Origin of the sequence: Rhizobium sp. Root149 (assembly GCF_001427345.1) — a bacterium.
In the GTDB taxonomy this organism is placed as follows: Bacteria; Pseudomonadota; Alphaproteobacteria; order Rhizobiales; family Rhizobiaceae; genus Neorhizobium; species Neorhizobium rhizoryzae.
The window spans coordinates 124,702-147,879 of record NZ_LMGD01000004.1 but is presented as its reverse complement, the minus strand read 5'-3'; the positions used below and the strand labels follow the sequence as shown (position 1 = coordinate 147,879).

The following is a 23,178-nucleotide window of genomic DNA, read 5'->3' as shown; positions in this document are numbered from 1 at the left end:
ACCCGTGAACCCGACCTCCGGTCGCTGCGGAGGCATTCTTTTCTAGATCTGCCCCTTTCGTATGACCGGGCCAGACCTTTTAGCGACAAAGCGACATTACACCAAGCTTATGCGTTCACCCAGACGCACGCTTTCCAGTGCAGCGTCCGCGAGTTGAAGTGCGAGCAGACCGTCTTCACCACTGGGCGAAATGGGCGCACCACTTCGGATCGCAGCTATGAAGCCGGCAATTTCATTGGCGTAGGCTTCAGTATAGCGGGTCATGAAGAAGTCGTGCAGCGGCGGGCGTGTGTACCCTTGTGCGGTCGCCAACTCAATCGAGATGGGGCGCTGGTTTTCGGCACTGGCAGACCCCAGCGAACCATGGACTTCGATGCGCTGGTCGTAGCCATAGGTCGCACGTCGCGAGTTCGAAATTACAGCCTGACGTCCAGTAAGTGTTTCGAGGATTACGGTGACACTGTCGTAGTCGCCCGCAGCGCCAATAGCAGGGTCAACCAGAACAGCAGCGTGTGCAGAGACGGACGCGATCTGTTCACCGTCCAACAGGAAACGCGCCATGTCGAAGTCATGGATCGTCATGTCACGGAAAATGCCGCCAGAGCGGGCGATATAGTCAAGTGGCGGCGGACCGGGATCTCGCGACGTGATGGTGATCATCTCAACCGTGCCGATGCGACCATCGTCGATCGCCTGCTTGACGGCCATGAAATGCAGGTCAAAGCGGCGATTGAAGCCGACCATCAGCTTGGCACCTGTTTCCTTGACGACGTCGATACACTCCTTGACCCTGTTGACGTCGAGATCGACAGGTTTCTCGCAGAAGATGGCCTTCCCCGCCCTCGCAAAGCGCTCGATCAGATCCGCATGGGTGTCTGTCGGTGTACAGATGATGACAGCATGGATGTCACTTGCTGCCTCAATCTCATCAATGGTTCGAACCTGAGCACCGTATTGAGAAGCGATCGATTGGGCGGCTCCTGGCAACGCATCGGCCACGGCGACCAGCCTGGCATCTGAATTGCCGCTCACAGCCTTGGCATGGACGCGACCAATACGGCCTGCGCCCAGAAGGGCGAAGTTTACTGTCATAGTCTTCTCTCCTATCGGCTCGGTCAGCCGTTGATCATGGTTGTGAAGCGGGCAAGCTCTTCCGCTGACACAGCAACATTGTGTCGATCAGCCGGATAGGCACCGGTCTGGACGTCCTGACGGAATTCTGTGAATGCGGCCACACGCTCTTGCTGGAGGCGGTCGTACTCCGCTGCGAAATTGCGATACGTCTTGGCATGTCGGGGCACATGTCCACGGTTCTGACCAAGGATGTCGTCCGCAAAGAGGTACTGTGCATCACCGCCAGCACCCGCGCCCATGGAAATCATGAACAGCGAAGTTTTCGAGCTGATGAGTGCAGCGACTTCAGCTGGCACCACTTCGATTTCGGCAGCGAAAGCCCCGGCCTCTTCCAGAGCCTTCACAGCGTTCCAGATCGCGAACGCGCTCTCGGCGGTCTTGCCAACAGCCTTGAAACCGCCCGTCCAAGTGGCTTTCGAAGGAATGAGGCCGACATGGCTGCAAACGGGAATGCCTTCGTCGCGCAGCCGGCGAATGATGCCAAGACTCGCCGCGCAATAGACGGCATCGCCGCCCGCCCGCATCGCCTGGAAGGCTGCCCGCAGATATTCCTCCGCTGTTACGAAGTCACCGTATTCCAGGCCGGGAACGGCAAAAACCGTGGGGGCCGCTTCGCGAAAGGCGGGTCCAAGCAAGGCCGGGGGAACAGAGACCATTTCGATCCCGGCTTTTTCGGCGGCCTGTGCCTCTTCGAGCGTAACAACACGCAGCATGCTCAATTGCCGCTTGCCCTTGAGTGCCAGGATGTCGGCTACGGTGGGACGGTTGATTTTCATGGATGTTCCTCTGGCGCCCTGCGCCTACAAAAGGGATTTGAGTTTGGTGGCAGGGTCAGCTAGCGCTGCTGGGTCTGGATGCGCGCGACGGGCGATCAACATCTCAGCCAGCCGGATATCGCGCGCGACGGCACCTCCACGCCCGAGACCGCTGGCAGCGAGAAGCCGCCCGTCACCAGCAAGGTGAAAAAGGATCTCCGCATCATCGGACATGGGGCGAGCAACAGTCGTGATCGCGCCATCGGCTAAGCCGGCCACCTGCAGCGTCAAGTCATATTGATCCGACCAGAACCAGGGAACGGCGTCGAAGGCTTCGGCCTTGCCGAGCATGTTGGCTGCCGCCGCGCTGCCCTGCTCCTGAGCGTTCCTCCAGGACTCAAGCCTGACCCGGCGCCCACCGTAAACGGCAATAGGATAGGAACAGCAGTCACCTGCCGCGAAGATATCGGGATCATCCGTGCGCAGATAATCATCGACGGCAATACCATTGTCAATGGAAAGCCCCGCCTGCTCCGCCAAGGCCGTATGGGGCTGTGCGCCAATCCCGACGACCAGTGCATCAGCAACAATGTGCCGACTGTCGGCAAGCGTGATTGTGACCCGTGCTTCGTCCTCGACAATGCTCTCGACGCCAAGGCCACAAACGAGGTTGACGCCCTCCTTCTCATGGCGAGCCTGAAGCGCCAGAGCCAACCGCTCCGGAACACCGCGCATCAGCACACGCGGCTGCATTTCGATCAGCGTCACCGTGGCTCCGAGCGTCCGGCCCATGGCTGCAAGTTCCAGGCCGATAAAGCCGCCGCCCAAGATGGCGAGGTGCTGCCCCCCCCGCATCGCGCAGCGGATGGCCGCAGCCTGTTCGACAGTTCGCAAGGTGTGAACGCGTTTCCCATAGTGCAGACAGGCTAGCTTTCGTGGCGAAGCCCCTGTTGCCAGAAGCAGTCGCTCATAAGCGAGCGTTTCGCCGCTTTCTAGAAGCAATGAATGCGCGGCACGCTCGATCGCGCAAACTCGAGATCCGCGACGATACAGAATTCCTGCTTCGGCGAACCGGGCCTCGGCAACGATTGCCCGCACGGTGTCGGCCTCGGCTCCTGCCTTTGACAGGGGCGGTCGCTCATAAGGCAGATGGGGTTCATCCCCGATGAGGTTGATCGTGCCCTGGTATCCTTGTTCGCGTAAGGCAAAGGCGGCGCGGACACCCGCTTCGCCCGCGCCAACTATGACCATGCCGGAGGTGGCCATGTCAGCCAACCTGGATCAGCACGCGACCGCCTTCGACCTTCACAGGATAGGTCTTCAGGTTGACGCAAACGGGAGCACCCTTGGCCTCGCCCGTCTTGTAGTTGAAGCGGCCGTTGTGCTTCGGACATTCGATGATGTCGTTCATCACCAGGCCATCCGCCAGATGCACATGCTCGTGTGTGCAGTGGCCGTCGGTTGCGTGGAAGCTGTCCTCTGGGCTGCGATAGATGGCAAAGCTCTTGCCATCATGATCGAAGCGAATGACATCCTCTTCGTCGATCTCGTCTTTTTCGCAGACGTCGATCCAAGTGCTCATCGGGTTCTCCTCCCCAGATTGAATGTTTGCAGAACCAGCCCGCGCTATTCGGCGGCCGGAGCCATAGCCTCGCCATGAAAATCTTCGCGATATGGCTTCGCTGTTGGCGGCAGTTGGCGCTTGAGGAAATAATCCTCATTGCGGAGTTGGCGCAGGAAAGCCGGGAGCATCTCGCGGTAGCCGTGGAGGATCGACGGATTCGGTTCCGGCAGATCGTCCTTGATCATTGCATGCAGCTTCGGCAGCGCATGATAGGGCACCATCGGAAACATATGATGTTCGACGTGGTAGTTCATGTTCCAGTAAATGAACCGGCTGATAGGGTTCATATAAACGGTGCGGCTGTTCAGTCGATGATCGATGACATTGTCGGCCAAGCCGCCATGCTGCAGCAGGCCTGTCATCACATGGTGCCAGGCACCGTAAAGACGCGGCAGACCGACGAGCATGAAAGGCAGGATCGATCCCAAGTAGACGGCGAGTGCTCCCGTCGCGAGGTAGATTGCGAGCCAGATGCGGGCAATACGGATCGCCTTCGGCTGTTCGCTTTCTGGAACGAATGTCTTTTCCTCTGCGCTGATGACCCCGAAGGCATTGCGAACCATATCGATCAGAGCGTGCCAAGCGTCCAGCAGACCAAAGAAGTTGAGGACCAGGCGCAAGAGGTCCGGTGGGCGCATGACGGCAATCTCCGGGTCGCGACCAACAATCACGGTGTCGGTGTGATGCCGGGTGTGACTCCAGCGCCAGGTAACCGGATTGCGCATGATCATGAAGCAGGCAATCTGATAGACAGCGTCGTTCATCCACATCGTCTTGAAAGCCGTGCCATGACCGCATTCATGCCAGCGGCTGTCGGAGGCAGACCCATAGAGTACCCCATAAGCGACGAAGAATGGGATGGCCCAAAGGCTACCCCAGAAATAGACGCCCAAGCCACCGAAGAGGGTCATAGCTCCAAGCCAGATCGCGGTGTCGCGAATGGGCGGGCCATCCTCGCGCTTCATCAATTCCTTCATCTGCTTGCGGGGAACATCGGTGTGATACCACTCGGCCGCTGAAAGGCCGTTGGCAACCGCTGCCTGAGCGTCGCGTCCCAGAAGGCTGTAGTCTCTCTTGCTTACTGTCCTCGCCACGAGTTCCTCCTGCCTGTCCGGTTCGGGCCGGACCAATTCACTTGACGAATGGCAGAAGGAATATCGCGGATCTCAATTCACTCAATGGGGTCTTGATATATTCTATCATTTCACATCATAATTTGGGTCTAGTGATGATGGAATGATCTCAAAAAGGAAACAATCATGGCATCGCGTCCGACCATTACAGACGTCGCAAAGGCAGCCAATGTAAGCGTGGCGACTGTGGACCGGGTGCTGAACGGCCGTCACAAGGTGCGGGAAGACACCGCGAAACGCGTATACGAAGCGGCAAACGAGATCGGTTTTCATGCGGTTGGCCTGCTCAGACAGCGGGTGTTCGAGGGCTTGCTTCAATACAGGTTGGGGTTTGTCCTTCAGAAACCGGATCATCATTTCTATCAGGCCTTCGCGCGCGAGATCGAGATCGCAGTCCAGAACCATCCCGGGATCCGCGGCATCGCGCAGATTGAGTTCAGCACCTCGCAGACGCCATCCGAGTTGGCAGACAAGCTTCGAGAGGTCGGCAGCCGAAACCAGGCCGTGGCGATGACGGCGCCCGATTATCCTGCTCTGTCTGTGGTCGTGGAAGAGATGAAAGCGAAATGCATTCCGGTCTTCTCTCTGCTCTCCGACTTCGCCTCCGGGATCCGCGAGGGATATGTTGGCTTGAACAACCGGAAGGCCGGACGGACGGCAGCCTGGATGATTGCCAAAACAGCAAAGAAGGCTGGAAAAGTAGCCGTATTCGTTGGAAGTCACCGCTTTCACGGGCACGAGCTACGTGAGATCGGGTTTCGCTCCTATTTTCGCGAACATGCTCCTGACTTCGAGGTTCTCGATACCCTCGTAAACCTGGAGACGGTACAGATCACACATGAAGCCACACTCGATCTCCTGCTGCGCCACCCGGATCTTGTTGGCTTCTACGTTGCAGGCGGCGGCATGGAAGGTGCAATCTCGGCTATCCGGGAGGAAAAGCTCGGCGGAAAGCATATTGTCGTGGTCAACGAACTAACACCGATCTCCCGCGCCGCGCTCGCAGATGAGATCGTAACACTAGCGATCGCCACCCCCCTCGCCAATCTTTGCCGCGAGCTCGTTCAACTGATGATCGAGGCGGTCGACAGCGGGCCTGCGACAGCACCAGGGCAGACTTTTCTCCCTCTGGAACTTCATGTGCCTGAAAACATCTGAAAAGACGAATTTCCATCATGTCGTTTGGCAAATTCTATCATGAATGAAAGAGAATGCTTCTATTTCTGCTTTGACGAACGTCATGAAACCTGATGATTTCGAAGTCAGCCGGCCCCGAGGAGGAACCAGGGGGCGGCAAGACACCTCGGGAGAATTTCATGGCTGCGCCCACTTTCGCGCTCAACCACATGGTTGCGCCACAGATGCCGCTTGGCGCCTTTTTCAAGCTCGGCAAAACTCTTGGCATCGGCCAATTTGAGATCCGCAACGATCTGATGGGCAATGCAATTCTAGATGGGACTCCACCTGAAAAGGTCCGTGAGCTCGCCGCTGCAGAAGGCGCGGAAATCATATCCATCAACGCCCTGCAGCGCTTCAATGAGTGGACGCCAGCGCGTGAGGAAGAGGCACGGAGCCTTGCGGCCTACGCTGCGGCATGCGGGGCAAAGGCGCTCGTTCTAGTGCCAGTAAACGATGGCTCGGGTAAGCTGGAGGGTGAGCGTCAGGGCAATCTTCGCGTAGCATTGAAGGGCTTGAAGCCAATCCTGGAAGAAGCTGGCATCATCGGTCTCGTCGAGCCGCTTGGCTTCCAGATCTGCTCCTTGCGCTCAAAGAAGGAAGCTGTCGATGCGATCCTGTCCATCAGCGGGACAGACCGCTTCTGGTTGGTTCACGATACCTTCCACCATGTTCTTGCAGGAGAGTCGGAGCTTTTCCCCGAAATGACGGGGCTGGTCCATATTTCGGGTGTTGATGACGGGAAGGTCAGCATTGATGACATGCGTGACCCGCATCGCGTTCTGGTGACGGAAGCCGACCGTCTTGGAAACGTGGCGCAGATCCGAGCCATGTTTGCCGAGGGTTATCTCGGACCTTTTTCTTTCGAGCCTTTCTCACCGTCAGTCCATGCCGCAACGAACGTCGCAGGCCTCGTGAAGGCAAGCATGGATCTGGTGCGCGGGCAGCTCTGACCAGATCTCCAAACGGCCAGGAGGAGCTGGGCGTTTGGACGAATTGCCTCCGGGGAGGAGGCGTGCCGGCTTTGAGGGGTGTTGCCGGGCACCGCATAAAGTGGAGGAATGAACATGAAGAAACTTATGGCAGGCGCTGTCTTGGGCCTACTGATGGCATCCAGCGCAATGGCAGGCAATATCGGTGTATCGATGGCGAACTCCGACACCTTTCTGACCGTTCTGCGCAAAGGTATTGAGAAATCGGCTGGCGATGCCAAACAACCGGTTCAGATAGAGATTGCCGACGACGACGTTCAGAAGCAGCTTTCCCAGATTCAGAACTTCATTGCATCAAAGGTCGATGCAATCATCGTTAATGCGGTGGATACGACCGCCACCGCCCCGATGACCAAGCTTGCCAATGATGCCGGCATTCCCATTGTCTATGTCAACCGAATGCCAGCCGACGTTGATAAGCTTGGCCCGAAGGGCGCCTTTGTGGCGTCTGATGAGGTTCAGTCAGGGACGCTTCAGACGAAGGAAGTGTGTCGAATTCTCGGCGGCAAGGGCGACATCCTCGTCATGGTTGGAGATCTTGCCAATCAAGCCGCTGTTCAGCGCACGAAAGACATCCATGACGTCATCGCGACACCGGACTGCAAGGGCATGAAGATCCTGGATGAGCAGACAGCTGTGTGGGATCCGGTAAAGGCGCAGGACCTGATGACCAACTGGATTGCAGCCGGACGCAAGCCGGCGGCCGTCATTGCCAACAACGACAACATGGCGATTGGCGCCATCAACGCGATGAAGGCTGCCGGCTGGAATATGAAGGACGTGGTCGTGGCTGGCATTGACGCCACGCAGGAAGCTCTCGCCTATATGAAAGCTGGCGATCTGGACGTAACCGTGTTCCAGGATGCCTTTGGCCAAGGTTCCGGTGCTGTGACCGCAGCAATCAAACTTGCCAAGGGCGAGAAAGTGGATGCGAAGGTCTGGATTCCTTTCCAGCTGGTGACGCCTGCCAACATGGACAAGTTCACATCAAAGAACTGACACTACCGATCGGTCTGCTGTCTGCGTCGCAACAGCAGACCACTCCTGGGGAGGAGGATGACCATGTCGGCTGAACGCGTTGTAAGCCCGCAAACAATGGAAGCGGTCCGCATAAGCGGAGCAATTCCGGGAAGCGAATACCTCCTTGAAGTAGAGGATGTTCGGAAAGAGTTTCCTGGTGTCGTTGCTTTGGACAACGTCCAGCTGAAGCTACGGCGGGGAACCGTACATGCGCTGATGGGCGAGAATGGCGCGGGCAAATCGACGCTGATGAAAATTCTTGCGGGCATCTACACTCCCGACAGCGGCACGTTCAAATTACGTGGACAAAATATTCGTCTCAAGAACCCGCTTGATGCGCTTCAGAACGGAATTGCGATGATACATCAGGAACTAAACCTGATGGCAACCATGACAGTTTCGGAGAATATATGGATCGGCCGCGAACCAAAGGGTTCGTTCGGGCTCATCGACCATGCAGCGATGGACCATCAGACCGAAGCGCTATTCAGGCGGCTCGGTATCGAGATCGAGCCAGATATCAAGATTGGTGCCCTGAGTGTAGCCAGCCGTCAGATGGTCGAAATTGCGAAGGCGGTCTCCTTCGATTCTGATGTTTTGATCATGGATGAGCCGACGTCTGCATTGACGGACAAAGAGGTGGATCATCTCTTCCGGATCATCCGATCCTTGCGGGCGGAAGGCAAAGGCATCATCTACATCACACACAAGATGAACGAGCTCTTCGAGATTGCCGACGAGTTCTCCGTTTTCCGGGATGGCAAATACATCGCAACCTGTACGTCTTCGGAGGTGACACGCGACGACATCATCCGAATGATGGTCGGACGCGAGATCACGCAGATGTTTCCGAAAGAAACGGCCCCGATCGGCGAGGTTGTACTGTCCGTCAAGGGTCTCACACTGGATGGCGTGTTCCGGGATGTGAGTTTCGATCTGCGCGCCGGAGAGATCTTGGGCTTCGCAGGCCTCGTCGGCTCTGGCAGGTCGAATGTTGCTGAAACCATTTTCGGCGTCACGCCCGCATCTTCCGGCATAATCGAGCTGTTTGGATCGCCCGTCACCATGACCTCACCTGCCGTGGCGATGCGGCACGGGATGGCGTTTTTAACGGAAGACCGGAAGGACACCGGCTGCTTTCTACTGCTGGACATTCAGGAAAACGCCCAGATGGCAGTCCTGCAGCAACGCTACGTCAAGATGGGCTTTGTACAGCAGGAGGAGCTGAGAAAGGCCGCAAGCGACATGGCAAACCGCCTTCGCGTCCGCACGCCTGATATGCGCGAGCCAATCATAAATCTGTCCGGCGGTAATCAGCAGAAGGTTCTCATTTGCCGTTGGCTGATGACCGATCCGAAAATCTTGATCCTGGATGAACCGACGCGCGGCATCGACGTGGGTGCAAAAGCTGAAATCCACCGCCTCATATCGCAATTGGCAGGGCAAGGCGTCGCCATCATCATGATCTCGTCGGAAATGCCCGAGGTGCTGGGAATGAGCGATCGGATCGTGGTTCTTCACGAGGGCAAGGTCACAGGCATTCTTGACCGGTCGGAAGCCAACCAAGTCAAAATCATGGAGCTAGCGTCGCGCTGACGACGATGGCGGGAGGAAGACATGTCAGAAATCGCCAACGAGTTGGGCAGTACCTCTAAAACAGGACTGAAAAAGATCCGCAGGCTGCCGCCGGAATTTTCCATCCTGATGGTGCTCATCGGGATCGCCCTCATATTTGAGGTCATAGGCTGGTATGTTGTCGGAGAAAGCTTCCTCGCCAACAAACAGCGTCTCTCCATCATTGTTCTACAAGTTGCCGTCACCGGCATCATCGCAGTCGGCGTTACACAGGTCATCATCACAGGCGGGGTCGATCTTTCCTCCGGCTCCATGGTCGGCTTCGTGGCCATGGTGGTTGCAAGTTTTGCTCAGACGTCCTTGAATGCGCGGGCCGTCTTCCTTCAGCCAGGATACGCCCAGTTCGGGCTTGGCTGGTTCATTGATTCAAGCCCGTTCTGGCCCATCCTTGTGGGCCTCCTGCTCGGTCTGCTGCTTGGGTGGCTCAACGGCCAGATTATCGCGAAGACTGGCATACCGCCCTTCATCGCGACACTCGGCATGATGGTTTCTGCGCGCGGCCTTGCGAAATGGTACACGGAAGGTCAACCGGTGGCTCTGCTCAACCCAAGCTTCACCTGGCTTGGTCAAAGCTTTGATGTGGGAGGCTTTCCGGTCCCACGCACTGTCATTGTCTTCTTTGTCGTCGCCATCATCTGTCACATCGCGCTTTCGTACACGCGTTATGGCAAGTTCACCTATGCGATCGGCGCAAACCCTCAGGCAGCCCGCGTTTCCGGGATCGATATCGGAAAACATCTCGTAAAGGTCTACGCTGTGGCGGGCCTCCTGTCAGGGCTTGCAGGCGTCATGTTGGCGGCACGCGCCCAATCTGGCCAACCGAATATGGGCGTTTCATTCGAACTTGATGCGATTGCTGCAGCAGTCATCGGAGGCGCATCCCTCTCAGGCGGCATCGGCCGCATAACAGGGACAGTTATCGGCACCATCATTCTTGGTGTCGTGACATCCGGTTTCACTTTTCTCAAGGTGGGGGCCTATTATCAGGAAATCGTCAAAGGCGCGATCATCGTGACTGCCGTTGTGATCGACGTCCATCGTCAACGCAAGAAATCCCGCGCCTGATCTAAACCTCCCAGGCGTGAAGACGACGCAGGTGCCCCAGACCTGCGTCGTCCCCGTGAACCTGAATCATCAAGAACAATCGAGAGAGTTGTGCATGAAGACGTTTGTCCTGACTGTAACCTGCCCCACCGCCCGCGGCATCGTGGCCGCGCTCTCGGGTTACCTGGCGGAAAAGGGCTGCAACATCGTCGATAGCTCACAGTTCGATGATTTCGATACTGGGCGTTTCTTCATGCGCATCTCCTTCATCTCGGAAGAGGGCATCGGGCGAGATGCACTCATGGAAGGATTGTCACCGATCGCACAAAAATTCTCGATGCAGGCCGATATCCATGACTCCGCCGAGCGCATGAAAGTGCTGCTGATGGTCTCGCGTTTCGGTCATTGCCTGAACGATCTGCTCTATCGCTGGAAGATCGGCGCGCTGCCAATCGATATCGTCGGCGTGGTTTCCAACCACTTCGACTACCAGAAGGTCGTCGTGAACCACGACATTCCCTTCCACCACATCAAGGTGACGAAGGAAAACAAGCCGCAGGCGGAAGCGCAGTTGATGGATGTGGTCGAGCAGACGGGAACGGAACTTGTCGTGCTGGCCCGCTACATGCAGGTTCTGTCCGATGATCTGTGCAAGAAGATGTCCGGCCGTATCATCAACATCCACCATTCCTTCCTGCCGAGCTTCAAGGGAGCCAACCCCTACAAGCAGGCATATCAGCGCGGCGTGAAGCTGATCGGTGCCACGGCACATTACGTCACCGCCGATCTCGACGAAGGGCCGATCATCGAGCAGGACACGGTGCGCATCACGCATGCCCAGTCTCCGGACGATTATGTTTCTCTCGGTCGAGATGTGGAAGCGCAGGTACTGGCGCGCGCCATTCACGCGCATATCCATCATCGCACCTTCATCAACGGCAACCGCACAATCGTCTTCCCACCCAGCCCCGGATCTTACGCTTCCGAGCGAATGGGGTGACGGATGACCATCATCATTGACGGAAAGGCCACCGCCGCTTCGGTCATAGAAGCCGTAGCCGCAGCAGCAACATCGCTCGCGACGATGGGCCATCGCAAGCCCGGTCTTGCAGTCGTCATCGTCGGTGACGATCCGGCAAGCCACGCTTATGTTGGTGCCAAAAGCCGGATCGCCAAGCAATGCGGTTTCAACTCTGTCCAGCATACATTGCCGGAGGAGACCTCCCAAAGCGAACTGATGGCGCTGGTTGTCTCTCTTAATGCTGACCCGGAGATTGATGGCATCTTGGTCCAGCTTCCACTGCCGAAACATCTCGACAGCGAGCCTGTCATCCAGTCGATCCTGCCGGAAAAGGATGTCGATGGGCTGCACATCGTCAATGCCGGTAAGCTGGCAACCGGCGATCTGAAGACCGGCCTTGTGTCCTGTACGCCGGCCGGTGCGATGATCCTGGTACGCCAGATCCACGGCAACGACCTTTCGGGCCTCAACGCGCTCGTGATTGGCCGGTCCAATCTCTTCGGCAAGCCAATGGCGCAGCTCCTGCTCAACGCCAATGCTACCGTCACCATTGGCCATTCGCGCAGCCGTGATCTGCCGCACCTCGCACGCCAGGCGGACATCCTGGTTGCAGCAGTCGGTCGCGCTGAAATGGTCAAGGCCGACTGGCTGAAGCCCGGCGCGACTGTCATTGACGTCGGCATCAACCGCGTGGCGGCTCCGGAGAAGGGCGAGGGCAAGTTCAAGCTGGTGGGGGACGTCGCCTTCGCCGAGTGCAAGCCAGTCGCCAAGGCCATCTCGCCGGTACCGGGTGGTGTAGGACCGATGACGATCGCCATGCTGATGGCCAACACCGTCATCGCTGCCTATCGGAGGGCAGGTTTTTCACCACCGAGCTTTTGAATTCGTGCAACTGAAACCTTAAACTCCGGGGAAGACGTGATGGGACTGAGAGTAGGACTGATCGGTTCCGGTTACATGGGCAAGTGCCATGCCCTTGCCTGGACCTCCGTGGCGACTGTGTTTTCGGGTATCGAACGGCCACGGCTTGTGGCCCTGGCCGACGCAACTGATGAACTTGCACAGAAACAAGCTAGAGCTCTCGGCTTCGGCAGAGGCACTGGTAGCTGGTACGACCTCATTGTCGATCCAGCGATCGATGTAATCTCAATTGCAGCCCCCAACCAGTTCCACGCGGACATGGCCGTCGCCGCACTGGAATCCGGCAAGCACGTGTGGTGTGAAAAGCCTATGGCAACGTCTCTTGAGGATGCCACCCGCATGCGGGATGCAGCGATACGCACGGGCCGAACGGCGATCCTCGGCTACAATTACATCCAGAATCCCATGATCCGGCATGCCCGCACACTTATTCGGGAAGGCAGGATCGGCGACGTCAATCATATCCGTCTCGAGATGGACGAGGACTTCATGGCGGACCCGGCCGGGCCCTTCTACTGGAAAAGCGAAAGGGATTCAGGGTACGGCGCACTCGACGACTTTGCAGTTCACCCGCTTTCGATACTGTCGGTTCTGCACGGCAGCATCACCTCCCTGGTTGCCGACATGGCCAAGCCGTACCAGGAGAGACCAACGAGAGATGGTGGCCGTCGATCGGTCGAGAACCACGACATCGCCCAGGCTCTGTTCAGGACTGAGATGGGCGCCTCGGGCGTGCTGATGGTCAATCGTTCGGCATGGGGTAGAAAGGGTCGAATTGCGCTGCAGATTTTCGGTTCAAAAGGATCGATTTTGTTCGACCAGGAACGTATGAATGAACTGCAGCTTTATTCGGCCGACGATCCGCTGGATCTTCAAGGCTACCGCACAATACTCGCGGCTCCACCCCATCCGCCCTATCGCCAATTCATCCCAGCGCCGGGTCACGGCTTGGGCTTCAACGAACTCAAGGTGATCGAGTGTTATGAGTTGCTCCAGGCAATCTCTGGCGAACACGACGCACACGTCATCGACTTCGAGCGCGGCCTCGAAGTAGAGCGCACAGTCCTCGCGGCTGCACAGTCCGCAGAAGGCGGGACGTGGATCAACGTCGGCTCCGTCGGCTTGCAATGATGCCGGAAACGCTCAATCCGAGTTGACTGCTGCCGGTGGATAGAGTGCTGGTCCCGGCGGCCGAGAGGAATTTGCCTAGCTGCCGTGGCGGCACTCGAGCTAAGGCTTCATTTGGCAAGTGCTTGTTGCCAAGTCTGTCTCATCAAGCAAAGTCAATGTTCGCCCAGCAAAGAGGCCGCGTGGGCGGTTCCGCGACTTCCCTCGCCTCTTCTCAAAACGTCATTTTTTCCTTCGGGTGCGGGCTGTCCTCATAAGCGCCCCAGATCGACTGATCGAAATTGATCGTAGCGCCCGTCATCAGGCCGCTTTCCTCCGACGAGAGATAGGCGCGGGCGCGGGCGACCTCGGCCGGATCGACGAGGCGACCGAAGGGCTGGCGGGCGGCCGCTTCCTTCAGCCAGTCGGCGGGCGCGCCGTGATATTCGCGCTGGATGCGGTCTTCACCGTCGCTCGCCATCCAGCCGATATTCAGCGCATTGCTGCGGATGCGGTGTTTCAAGAGGCCGAAGGCGACATTGCGGATCAGCGTGTCCAGCGCGCCTTTGGAGGCGCAATAGGGCGGCGATGAAGGGCTGGCCTGCCATTGATGACCTAGAGGAGATGTTGACGATCGTGCCCTCGACACCATCGCGCAACATCAGCTTCACCGCATCCTGGATCAGGAAGAAGGGCGCGCGGGTGTTGATCGCGAACATGCGGTCGAACAACGCTTCGTCGGTGTCGAGGATCGTGCCGCGATCGGTGATGGCAGCGACATTGACGAGGGCATCAATGCGGCCGAATTTCTCATCGGCTGCGGCAATCACCCGGCGGCAATCAGCGACCTCGCCGAGATCAGCCGAGACGAAATGCACCGGGGTGCCGTAGCGCTCGGTGATCTCACGCGCCTTAGCCTCGCCCTTGTCGCGGCTGCGGCCGCAGATGACGAGGCCCTTTGCTCCGCGCTCGGCAAAGAGACGGGCGACTTCCGCGCCCAAGCCTTGCGTGCCGCCTGTGACCACGGCGATCTTGTTGTCCAGTCTTCCCGTTGTCTTCCTCATGCCCTGCGCTTGGCAGCCTGTGTCTCGACGAGCGCTGCGAAGGCCTCCGGCTCCAGGCCCACCTGCAGCGCTTCCGCCATCATGGTGTTCTGCGTCTTCGGCGCAAGGCCACCGACCGGGGGATCGCTGTCGAGATTGGTCGGGAAGGCATAACCTTCCGCAGTGGCCGCAATGGCATTCTCGATTTCAGCCGAGGTCAGCGCGCCCGATGTGCGGGCAGCCAGAAGCGCCGGATAGACGGCCTTGCACATGGCGTCGCGGTCAACGCTTTCCATCGCGCGGCCGAAGGCGGAGGAGACCTGCAAGAGATTCGCCATGCGCCAAATGTCGGCTGACACATTGTTGCCGGCGCCGTGCATCAGGGCCGGGTTGAAGAAGACGGCATCGCCCTTCGACAGCGGCAGTTGCACGTGGCTCTCGGCAAACACCGCCTGGAATTCCGGGCGGCCGAAGGCGAGGTAGCCTTCGAAGAAGCTCTGCGAATAGGGGAGGAAGAGTGTCGGGCCGCTTTCGACCGGCATGTCGCAATGGGCGACCGCGCCCTGCAGCGTCAGCAGCGGCGAGACCGCATGGATATGACCCGGAAAGGCCTGCATCTGCTGCGGCGACATGAAGCCGAGGTGATAGTCACGATGCGGGACCTGCGCCTTGCCGCCGGGGTTCACCCGGTTCATCTGCGCCGTCATCTGATAGCCGCGGCCGAGCCAGGCTTCCGACGCCATGGCGATCGCATCCGAGGCATAATAGCGGGCGAAATTGTCGGGGTCGGCGAGCGCGTGTTTCTGCAGCGAATTCCAGATGCGGTCATTGGCACCGGGTTTGGCGAAATGGTCGGCGGCCGCCTTGCCGCCTTCCTTCTCGGTTTTGACGATGGCGTTGAAGACTTCGGTGGCGCGATCGACCACCGCAAGATTGGCAATGGCATTTTTGATGACGATGACGCCGGGGCCGGTCGTGAAGACCTCGACCCATTCGGCCATCAATTCGCGGCGGGCCTCCGGATCGCGGGCAATGTCACGCACGGCCGATCCGTCATAAAGGAGCACGTTCTTTTCGACGCCGGCTGCGAATGGCCAGTCTTCGCGCCTGGTCTTCTGCGCCACCAGCGCCTTAAAGGCCTCAATGTCACCAGCCTTACTGTCGAGCCAGACCTTGTCGCGACGACGGCTGGTCAATGTTCTGTGGTCCATGGTTTCCTCCCGAGATCCTCATCCCGCTTGACCATAGTCAGGCGACGGGCGAGAAATGAGCGGCAAAACACCTCAAAAACACCTCAAGGCCGAAGCCATGCGCCCGCCCTTCCCACTCAAGGACATTGCTCTGCAATCGGGCCTCAGTCTCGCCACCGTCGATCGGGCGCTGCACGGACGCGGGCATGTGGCAAAAGCGACGGGACTTCGCATCGAGGCGGCGATCGCCGAACTCGAGCGGCAATATGCCGAGGCACGCATCGCGGGGCGGCGCCTGGTTATCGACGTCGTCATGGAAACGCCGCAGCGATTTTCGAATGCCGTGCGTGCGGCCTTTGACGCCGAGCTGCCAGGCATGCGGCCGGCTTCGCTGTCGGTGCGCTTTCACGTAGCCGAGACCATGGAGGAGCGCGACCTCCTCGCCATCCTCAAGCGCATCCGCCGGCGCGGCAGCCATGGCGTCGTCGTCAAGGTGCCCTCGACGCCGGCGATCGCGGAGATGGCGGCGGAGTTGATGGAGAGCGGCATTCCTGTGGTGACGCTGGTGACTGACCTGCCCGCCACGGTGCGGCAGGGTTACGTCGGCATGGACAATCGGGTGGCGGGGGCTACGGCCGCTTACGTGCTCGCCCGCATGGCGGGGCCGGCTCAGGGCAAGGTGCTGGTTACGCTGTCGAGCGCCCGTTTTTCGGGCGAGGAAGAGCGTCAGCGCGGCTTTCGCGATGCGCTGCAAAAGGACGCGCCGCATCTGGGCATTGTGACGATTTCAGAGGGCTTCGGCGTCGACCGCACGACGGAGCGGCTGGTGAAGGCGGCGCTAGTCGCCGATCCCGAGATCCGCGCCGTCTATTCGATCGGCGGCGGCAACCGGGCAATCCTGCGCGCCTTCGCCGAGGAGCGGCGCCGGATCGATGTCTTTGCCGCCCATGACCTCGATGCTGATAATCGCGCGCTGTTGGCGGAGGGTCGCCTGACCTTCGTCATCCATCACGACCTTCGTCAGGACGCCCGCAGCGCCTGCCAGATGGTCATGGCGCATCACCGCATGCTGCCGAGGGATTTCCAGATCGCGCCCTCGCGTGTTGCAATTGCAACGCCATACGAAGTGCTCTGAAACAGACAGATCATCGCATCGTCGCACCCGCCGCATGTCGGTTTTTCGGTCCTGTTAGATTCTACCCTGCGCCTCGGTAGAGCGCGAGTAATGGCCATGGTCTGCGCCTTGAAGGGACTCGAACAGCCGTTCGCCTAGATAATGACTTCGGTGGTGTTCATTGGAGTGGTAGCGAATTATCTCTGCAATGACAGTGAGTACCGAGTATGCCGACGTTCACCCGTACGCGTCAGTGCACCGATCTCCACGAGTTGCTGAAGATCGCGTGTTGCTGTAGCGCGGGATGTATCTGTGATCGAGATATAGTTTTCGGCACTTAGACCTCCCTTGAAACCAGCAGTCCCTTCCTTAAAGATGCGCGCGACTACCTTTTCTTGCCGCTCGTTCAGCTTGTCCCGAAAACGATCATAGAACTTTGCTTTCTGGATGAAGAAATCTACGCGCTCAAGCGTCGCCTGTTGAGCATCCAGAATAGTTTCTGAAAAGAAAATGACCCAGTCGGTGATATCAAGCGTGCGCTGGTGTCGCTCAAGCTCTGAGTAATAGGCCTTCCGGCGCTTCTCAATTGTGAAAGCGAGTGAAATGAGACTTGGCTGCCCTATGTTTTGCGCCAGGGATTTCTCGGCGAGCGCGCGTCCAATTCGGCCGTTGCCATCCTCAAATGGATGTATGCTTTCAAAGTAAAGGTGTCCTACTGCGGCGCGCGTCAGAGCTTGAAGCGACGTTTGACCATTTGGCCCGGATTGATTGAACCATGTGATGAAGGTATCCATCTCAGCGGCAACCTGACGAGATGGGGGAGCCTCGAAGTGGATAGTGGGTTTGTCCAATCGACCTGATACGATCTGCATGGCGTCTTCATGCGTGCGGTAAGCACCAACCGTTTCAATATATCGGTTTCCGGCCATCAGCATTGAATGCCAACGGAACAGTCCCTCATGGGCCAATGGCCTATGCCAGCTTCTATAGACATCCGCCATCATCTCGGCGATCCCCCGCTCTTGGGGGCGGATCTGTCTTTCATCAGTGTTTAGCCCGAACTGCCGGCGGAGTGATGACTGGACACTCACGCGGTCCAGAAATTCCCCTTCGATCTCAGAGGTCTTGACCGCTTCGTCGCTCAGCAACTCAATGCGAAGTTGGTTGCTGTCGTCATCGTTGAAATGTCTAACAGCACCTATAACCTCGCCGGCGGACTGCAGGAATTTCTGCTCCAAAGGTACCAGGCTTGCGGTGTCGTATCTGAAGTTTGGCCAGTCAGTGTTTTGCCAGTTCCATGTCATGAGTTATAGAAACCCTCCCTATAACTCATAAATATTGCCATGAATGAGCTATGGCAAGCCCTCCTATCGCTCAGCACCACAATCTGCAGCTCTCGATTCAAGAGGCAGCGATCGACATCTAACCTCTTGCCCTAAACATATTTTGTTAATGGGCGCCCCCTATTTCCGCTCGCCCTCGGCACTGGTGCCGAGCGAAAAGGAATAGGCATGACCAAACACGACCTTTCATCCCGACATTTTCAGCGAAAAATTTCGGAATTCTGCGAGCTCCGTATCGCTCCAGTCGCATCCAGGCGGGTGCTGGAGAATATCCGGCCGTTCCTGATCAGCTTAATTATCTATCGGAAAAGGCCACCGCTTCGGAGTGGCCAATTCGACTGGACGGCGATAGGCCAAGCCTGTGGTGTCGAAGCTGAGCTGACAGTAGAACTGAAAAAACAGCTCCGGCCGGGCTTGGATGCAATCATCCGATGGCTGGACGGACCGCCAGCAGTCGAAGAACAACGGCCACCAAAGCGGACGGCTCGCCCGAAGAAAATGGCGTCCGCCAGAAACGCAACCTGCGCCCCTTCAACCAGAAAGCCTCAACGTGCGACGGCCGATGGCATTGTTGCCCCATATGAATCGTTGCCACGTGGGCCGACTCCAAAACCGATCAGCCCTTTCCCAGAACCACTGTTCGACGCGACCGAGGACCCGGCGAACTTTCAGGATGCACTGGTCTATCATATGCGTCGGTTCGGCGACACCTATTGGCAGCTTTACCGCGCCGTTATTCATCTGAATGAGACCTTCGACAATAAGACGCTGCTATCCTGGATCAAGGGGGAGCGTGTGCCTCGATCTATTGCCAGTTTCAATATCCTCCGCCGCATCGAGAGACGCTATCGACTTTCAGAGGGATATTTCAAAGAGAAACTGCCGCATCAGGCGCGCTCACTTTATGGTCACGATCTCGGTGATATCAGCCCAGCCGAGCGTCGACGGATTTCATTGCACTTGCCGGAGGACTTCAACAGCCTGCCCTTCACCAAGCGCGAGGAGATACTCGACTGGGTGCGCCGGGTGATCATTTCCGGCTCTACAGAATATCGCCGCTATCAGGCGGCGGCCAGCAAACAGCGATATGCCATCCGCTTTCCCGGCGTCACCTATGGCAGCAGCTTTCTGTCCTCTCGATCGTTGGCCTCGGCGACCGGCGCCAATCAGAACGTTGCCGCAGAACTTGATGATCCTGATCTGCTTTCTGGCGTTATCGACGCACCGCCGAGACTTGCCATGGAAATGGCTGATCTCATCCGCTTCAAGACTTCGACGCTGACGGCGATTGGGTTCCGACGGAACGGCGTCTGGGGTGAAGAAACGGCCTCCCAGAAGATTGAGCACCTCGGTTTGATGTTTGGTGCGCTTGCTGCCTCGCCAAACGGTCTCGTGAAGGGTTTCGGCGTGCCAGTCAGCCACTTAAGCTTCGGCCTTCTCGTTTTCCCCGGCGTTTGGGACTGGTATCTGCAGTGGCGGGAACAGCGACGTGGCTTCTACACCAAGTGGGAAGAAGACATGCTGATGGTCGCCCAAGCCCTATCTCGCGCGGAAGTCGGTTGGATCCGGCAGCATCCGGAGCTGCTTCGGAATGTCAGGCCCATTGCGGGCTTGATTGAGCAGGAAGAAATCGATTTCGCGGCTCGCGATTGGCATGGCGCCTGCGATGCCTTTCACCGACATGCCGCTAACCGTTCCAAGGAGATCCAGCGCGTGATGCGCGTGCATCGCGATCCATTTGAACCGATCATGTGTGTACTCGAAGCGGACAGCCCGTTGGCCGAATATCGCAAGATCACAGACGAGATTGTGAAACGTATGCCGGATGAGAACAGATATCCACGACCGGCCGCCGAAGCCGTTAGATCATTCCTATTACTTCGCCTGGGCCTGCACCTTGGGCTCAGGCAAAAGAACCTTCGCCAACTTCGTGTCTGCCCCCGTGGACACTATCCGACGTCAGAACGCCGGCTAGAGGAACTAAAATGCGGTGAGCTGCGCTGGAGTGATCGCGACCAGGGGTGGGAGGTCCTTATCCCGTCGGTCGCATTCAAAAACTCCGGTTCATCCTTCTTCGGACAGAAGCCGTTCCGGTTGATTTTGCCCGACCTTCTCGATCTCTACAAATACCTTGATGCTTACATCGACAGGCATCGTGGAGTTCTGCTTGGCGGTGCGAAAGATCCCCAAACGCTTTTCGTCAAGACGGTGAAGACGACCAGTATTGATGCTGCTTACAATTCGACCACATTCTACGAGGCTTGGCGGACTGTCATCCAACGTTACGGCATCTATAATCCCTATACCGGACGGGGTGCGATCAAGGGCCTCCTGCCGCATGGACCGCATAACCTGCGAGACATTCTCGCAACGCATATTCTGAAGCAGACCGGATCCTACGAACAGGCGAGCTACGCAATTCAGGACACGCCCGATGTAGTTCAGCAGCACTACGGTCGCTTCCTTCCGCAAGACAAAGCCGCGCTGGCCGCAAAGATCCTCAATCAGGTTTGGGAAGCTGCGTAGGATCGAATGAGATGCTCGGCTCGGATACTCAGGACATGTTGTATCTGGGCCGAATGTCCTCGACTTCGCCTTGAGCGGAATCGAACCGACGACCCGACCCCTGCCCTTCTATCCCGCCTAACAGATTCAGTTGGTGAGGGAGAGACTTAGCCGAGAAGCGGACGTCATGATGAAGGCTACGCGGGGTGCTCCACTGCGTGTCTATCTGAGCCGTCTGTCAAAGCCTCGCCAACGGCGTTGATCAATTGTTGATGTATCGCCGTACGGGAGTGTCCACTACCGTCTGAGCAAATCGGCTCCTCCATACCATCTTAGTTTGCTCGCGCGGCCGCACCCGGCTTGCAAACTCCGAACATGCTGTAGTGGCTCGCGTCAGCAAGGACGGCAAAGCCGACGGGCGTTAATAGCACGGATCAACGAGTGCAGAGGGTTCCATAGTTTGACTAAAGTCAATTACATGGCGGAGTCTCGCACTATGTTCAGGATCACGAGCCCGTGGTGGTGAGCGGATCAATCTGTATCTGGACAAGATCGGACGCCTTTGAAGCGCCGCGGGCTCCTTGCTCGTCGGGAGTACAGGCTCCCCGGAAAGCACCGCAGTGAGACGGTGCAATGAAGGACAACGATATGTATCAATTCCAAGGAAGGCGCAGAGCTAATCTGTTCGCAGCGGGAAGCTTCCTGCTGGCGACAGCGGGCACGTTGGTGCCGTCAGGCGCATCAGCTCATGTGAAGTGGTTCGAAGCCTATGAGGTCGCGGCCAAGCCGGTCCCGATCCTGACTACCCTCTCCCTACCGTACTTCTGGCTGGGCCTGCTACTTGTGCTCGGCTTCTTCCTGGCCACAACGCTCCTGGAGCGCAGGCAGCCGGGCTTGCTCGCGCTCAAGAGCCTGGACGCTGCCACCTCGGGGCTGCGTACGCACGCCGACCACTTCCTGCTCAGCGTGCTGGCGGCGTTCTTCGTGTCGCTGTTCGCCGTCGGCGGGACCTACCTCACGCCGGACCTGAAAACGCAGTCGGAACTGGTTCCTTGGGCTCAGATCGTGATAGCGGCCCTGATCCCCATGCGCCGCACCCGACCGATCGCGGCGGTTGCGATCGTCGTCCTGTGGCTTTTCACGCTGCGCGACTACGACCTGTTCCACCTGTTCGACTATCTGGCGCTCGGACTTGGCCTCGCCGGCTACCTTCTCCTTTCGGGCTTGCCAGACGGCAAGTGGCATGACCGTCGCTTCGGCGTGTTGAGGTGGGGAATCGCCCTCGCCTTGACCTGGTCTAGCATGGAAAAGTTCATGTACCCCCAGTGGTTCATGCCGCTCCTCGAGGAGAAGCCGTTCCTGGCCTTCGGCATCCCATTCGGCCCCTATACGACGATGTCGGGCGTTGCCGAGTTCACTTTAGGTTTCGGCTTACTCTGGACACCGCTGGTCCGCCGGCTGTCGGCATTCGCTCTCTTCGCGCTGATGTTCGCGGCAGTCTATCCGTTCGGCCGGGTCGACATGATTGGCCACGCGACAATCTTGGCGTCGCTGCTGATCGTGGTCGCCGATCCTCAGCGCGCTAATGCGCTTGAGGTTGCGCCTAAAGGCCGTGCTGCCACCATCATGGTACCCGCCGGACTGGCTGCCGCGCTCGCCATCACCATGATATCCTACGCGGGGTTGCACAATGTGATCTACGACCGCGCCAGCGGCCAGATTGCAGCGCTGCTACGAGCTGAAACCATGGCTCCGGCCAAAACCATCGGAGCCGCCCCCGGCGCGTTCTGGCGCGGAAACGAGCACTATCATGGCGACGCCGGGACAAGCAGCGCACCGGGCGCAGGAGCGGCAGCTGCCATGATGGAGCAGATGAACGCCATGCACGAAGCCACCAGCCGCGTAAGTGTCTCAGGCGACGTAAGCCGCGACTTCGTTGCCCTGATGGTGCCGCACCACCAGGCCGCGATCGACATGGCACGTACCTATCTCGAAAGCGGAAGCGATCCGAAGCTGCGTCAGCTAGCGGAGCACATTATCGCAGATCAGGAAGCTGAAATCGCGCAGATGAAGGCCATGTTCCCTGCGGAAGCCGCCGCTATGCCCTCGCATCATTGATGCCGACCGACAGCGCGACCTGGTAAGTTGCGCTGTTCCTCTTTCGGATACCCGCTTGTGTCTGTCGCCCCGTATTTGCATGGAGGCAATGCCTCTTCATCGCCATCCCATTTATGTCAAACGCTGCTCGCTATGGCGCGACCTCGCTTGTGGACTACCTAGACGAGGCGTCCTCAACAGCGGCGGGAGCAAACACGCGATGCCAGTCTATTTACAAGCCGCTCGGCGACGACTGCTTGGCGTCTCCGCTCTCGTTGTCGGCGCGGCAATCGCGTTCTTCACTAAACTGCCTCAGCGCGTGAT

The 23,178-nt window shown here is 58.2% G+C and carries 18 protein-coding genes and 1 pseudogene; 11 read left to right on the top strand and 8 right to left on the bottom strand.

The genetic code is table 11. The features are described 5' to 3' along the window. Positions 1 to 96 precede the first annotated feature (96 nt). Genes iolG through ASD54_RS05415 form a run of 5 tightly spaced genes read right to left on the bottom strand, consistent with a single transcriptional unit; the run spans position 97 to position 4,607 of the window. Complete coding sequence (gene iolG / locus ASD54_RS05435; protein ID WP_062553597.1) at positions 97 to 1,092, bottom strand: inositol 2-dehydrogenase; 996 nt, start codon at positions 1,090 to 1,092, stop codon at positions 97 to 99. Positions 1,093 to 1,115: 23 nt separating this feature from the next. Beyond that, complete coding sequence (locus ASD54_RS05430) at positions 1,116 to 1,910, bottom strand: 3-methyl-2-oxobutanoate hydroxymethyltransferase (RefSeq protein ID WP_062553596.1); 795 nt, start codon at positions 1,908 to 1,910, stop codon at positions 1,116 to 1,118. A gap of 24 nt (positions 1,911 to 1,934) precedes the next feature. Further along, positions 1,935 to 3,155, bottom strand: a complete 1,221-nt coding sequence (locus ASD54_RS05425) for an FAD-dependent oxidoreductase (protein ID WP_244484684.1) — start codon at positions 3,153 to 3,155, stop codon at positions 1,935 to 1,937. A 1-nt stretch (position 3,156) separates the two neighbouring features. Next, a complete protein-coding gene (locus ASD54_RS05420; RefSeq protein WP_062553595.1) occupies positions 3,157 to 3,471 on the bottom strand; it encodes a MocE family 2Fe-2S type ferredoxin in 315 nt (104 codons plus the stop codon). A 44-nt stretch (positions 3,472 to 3,515) separates the two neighbouring features. After that, positions 3,516 to 4,607 (bottom strand): fatty acid desaturase family protein, encoded by a 1,092-nt coding sequence (locus ASD54_RS05415; RefSeq protein WP_062553594.1) that lies wholly within the window; start codon positions 4,605 to 4,607, stop codon positions 3,516 to 3,518. 165 nt (positions 4,608 to 4,772) lie between these two features. Between ASD54_RS05415 and ASD54_RS05410 the strand changes: the two genes are divergently transcribed. The 8 genes from ASD54_RS05410 to ASD54_RS05375 all read left to right on the top strand — a co-directional run bounded on the left by ASD54_RS05410 (position 4,773) and on the right by ASD54_RS05375 (position 13,586). Next, positions 4,773 to 5,804, top strand: coding sequence for a LacI family DNA-binding transcriptional regulator (locus ASD54_RS05410; protein WP_062553593.1), 1,032 nt, complete (start codon positions 4,773 to 4,775; stop codon positions 5,802 to 5,804). Between the two features lie 158 nt (positions 5,805 to 5,962). Continuing rightward, the gene (locus tag ASD54_RS05405; RefSeq protein WP_062553629.1) at positions 5,963 to 6,775 is read left to right on the top strand and encodes a TIM barrel protein; all 813 of its coding nucleotides are present in this window, start codon (positions 5,963 to 5,965) and stop codon (positions 6,773 to 6,775) included. A gap of 114 nt (positions 6,776 to 6,889) precedes the next feature. Then, complete coding sequence (locus ASD54_RS05400) at positions 6,890 to 7,813, top strand: sugar ABC transporter substrate-binding protein (RefSeq protein ID WP_062553592.1); 924 nt, start codon at positions 6,890 to 6,892, stop codon at positions 7,811 to 7,813. Positions 7,814 to 7,876: 63 nt separating this feature from the next. Then, positions 7,877 to 9,430, top strand: a complete 1,554-nt coding sequence (locus tag ASD54_RS05395) for a sugar ABC transporter ATP-binding protein (protein ID WP_244484683.1) — start codon at positions 7,877 to 7,879, stop codon at positions 9,428 to 9,430. A 21-nt stretch (positions 9,431 to 9,451) separates the two neighbouring features. Next, positions 9,452 to 10,534 (top strand): ABC transporter permease, encoded by a 1,083-nt coding sequence (locus ASD54_RS05390; protein ID WP_062553591.1) that lies wholly within the window; start codon positions 9,452 to 9,454, stop codon positions 10,532 to 10,534. 94 nt (positions 10,535 to 10,628) lie between these two features. Next, positions 10,629 to 11,513 carry a formyltetrahydrofolate deformylase gene (gene purU / locus ASD54_RS05385; RefSeq protein ID WP_062553590.1) on the top strand — a complete coding sequence of 295 codons (885 nt, stop codon included), beginning with the start codon at positions 10,629 to 10,631 and terminating at the stop codon, positions 11,511 to 11,513. 3 nt (positions 11,514 to 11,516) lie between these two features. Continuing rightward, positions 11,517 to 12,416, top strand: coding sequence for a bifunctional methylenetetrahydrofolate dehydrogenase/methenyltetrahydrofolate cyclohydrolase FolD (gene folD, locus ASD54_RS05380; protein ID WP_062553589.1), 900 nt, complete (start codon positions 11,517 to 11,519; stop codon positions 12,414 to 12,416). Between the two features lie 36 nt (positions 12,417 to 12,452). Then, entirely contained in the window at positions 12,453 to 13,586 is a 1,134-nt protein-coding gene (locus ASD54_RS05375; RefSeq protein WP_162249553.1) for a Gfo/Idh/MocA family oxidoreductase, read from the top strand. Positions 13,587 to 13,797: 211 nt separating this feature from the next. On the opposite strand, the pseudogene ASD54_RS05370 reads toward ASD54_RS05375, so the two are convergent. After that, positions 13,798 to 14,626, bottom strand: a pseudogene (locus ASD54_RS05370) (SDR family oxidoreductase). Beyond that, positions 14,623 to 15,816 (bottom strand): phytanoyl-CoA dioxygenase family protein, encoded by a 1,194-nt coding sequence (locus tag ASD54_RS05365; RefSeq protein WP_062553587.1) that lies wholly within the window; start codon positions 15,814 to 15,816, stop codon positions 14,623 to 14,625. The pseudogene ASD54_RS05370 and the gene ASD54_RS05365 overlap by 4 nt, the downstream one beginning before the upstream one ends. Positions 15,817 to 15,871: 55 nt before the next feature. On the opposite strand from ASD54_RS05365, the gene ASD54_RS05360 reads away from it, so the two are divergent. Beyond that, positions 15,872 to 16,930 carry a LacI family DNA-binding transcriptional regulator gene (locus tag ASD54_RS05360; RefSeq protein ID WP_156379085.1) on the top strand — a complete coding sequence of 353 codons (1,059 nt, stop codon included), beginning with the start codon at positions 15,872 to 15,874 and terminating at the stop codon, positions 16,928 to 16,930. A 176-nt stretch (positions 16,931 to 17,106) separates the two neighbouring features. Here the strand turns inward: ASD54_RS05360 and ASD54_RS05355 are convergent, their stop codons facing one another. After that, positions 17,107 to 18,213: a Fic family protein gene (locus tag ASD54_RS05355; RefSeq protein WP_062553586.1), complete on the bottom strand. Its 1,107-nt coding sequence runs from the start codon at positions 18,211 to 18,213 to the stop codon at positions 17,107 to 17,109. A 207-nt stretch (positions 18,214 to 18,420) separates the two neighbouring features. On the opposite strand from ASD54_RS05355, the gene ASD54_RS05350 reads away from it, so the two are divergent. Together ASD54_RS05350 and ASD54_RS27200 are read left to right on the top strand one after the other, a co-directional pair. Next, positions 18,421 to 20,778 (top strand): hypothetical protein, encoded by a 2,358-nt coding sequence (locus tag ASD54_RS05350; protein ID WP_200958447.1) that lies wholly within the window; start codon positions 18,421 to 18,423, stop codon positions 20,776 to 20,778. 612 nt (positions 20,779 to 21,390) lie between these two features. Next, entirely contained in the window at positions 21,391 to 22,875 is a 1,485-nt protein-coding gene (locus tag ASD54_RS27200; protein ID WP_244484682.1) for a DUF305 domain-containing protein, read from the top strand. Positions 22,876 to 23,178: the final 303 nt, after the last annotated feature.

Bases quoted from the DNA above. Each gene is read 5' to 3' on its own strand.
- ASD54_RS05430 (WP_062553596.1), bottom strand. From the start codon at position 1,910: ATGAAAATCAACCGTCCCACCGTAGCCGACATCCTGGCACTCAAGGGC.
- purU (WP_062553590.1), top strand. From the start codon at position 10,629: ATGAAGACGTTTGTCCTGACTGTAACCTGCCCCACCGCCCGCGGCATC.
- ASD54_RS05365 (WP_062553587.1), bottom strand. From the start codon at position 15,816: ATGGACCACAGAACATTGACCAGCCGTCGTCGCGACAAGGTCTGGCTC.
- ASD54_RS05400 (WP_062553592.1), top strand. From the start codon at position 6,890: ATGAAGAAACTTATGGCAGGCGCTGTCTTGGGCCTACTGATGGCATCC.
- ASD54_RS05410 (WP_062553593.1), top strand. From the start codon at position 4,773: ATGGCATCGCGTCCGACCATTACAGACGTCGCAAAGGCAGCCAATGTA.
- ASD54_RS05350 (WP_200958447.1), top strand. From the start codon at position 18,421: ATGACCAAACACGACCTTTCATCCCGACATTTTCAGCGAAAAATTTCG.
- iolG (WP_062553597.1), bottom strand. From the start codon at position 1,092: ATGACAGTAAACTTCGCCCTTCTGGGCGCAGGCCGTATTGGTCGCGTC.
- ASD54_RS05355 (WP_062553586.1), bottom strand. From the start codon at position 18,213: ATGACATGGAACTGGCAAAACACTGACTGGCCAAACTTCAGATACGAC.
- folD (WP_062553589.1), top strand. From the start codon at position 11,517: ATGACCATCATCATTGACGGAAAGGCCACCGCCGCTTCGGTCATAGAA.
- ASD54_RS05405 (WP_062553629.1), top strand. From the start codon at position 5,963: ATGGCTGCGCCCACTTTCGCGCTCAACCACATGGTTGCGCCACAGATG.
- ASD54_RS05395 (WP_244484683.1), top strand. From the start codon at position 7,877: ATGTCGGCTGAACGCGTTGTAAGCCCGCAAACAATGGAAGCGGTCCGC.
- ASD54_RS27200 (WP_244484682.1), top strand. From the start codon at position 21,391: ATGAAGGACAACGATATGTATCAATTCCAAGGAAGGCGCAGAGCTAAT.
- ASD54_RS05420 (WP_062553595.1), bottom strand. From the start codon at position 3,471: ATGAGCACTTGGATCGACGTCTGCGAAAAAGACGAGATCGACGAAGAG.
- ASD54_RS05425 (WP_244484684.1), bottom strand. From the start codon at position 3,155: ATGGCCACCTCCGGCATGGTCATAGTTGGCGCGGGCGAAGCGGGTGTC.
- ASD54_RS05360 (WP_156379085.1), top strand. From the start codon at position 15,872: ATGAGCGGCAAAACACCTCAAAAACACCTCAAGGCCGAAGCCATGCGC.
- ASD54_RS05390 (WP_062553591.1), top strand. From the start codon at position 9,452: ATGTCAGAAATCGCCAACGAGTTGGGCAGTACCTCTAAAACAGGACTG.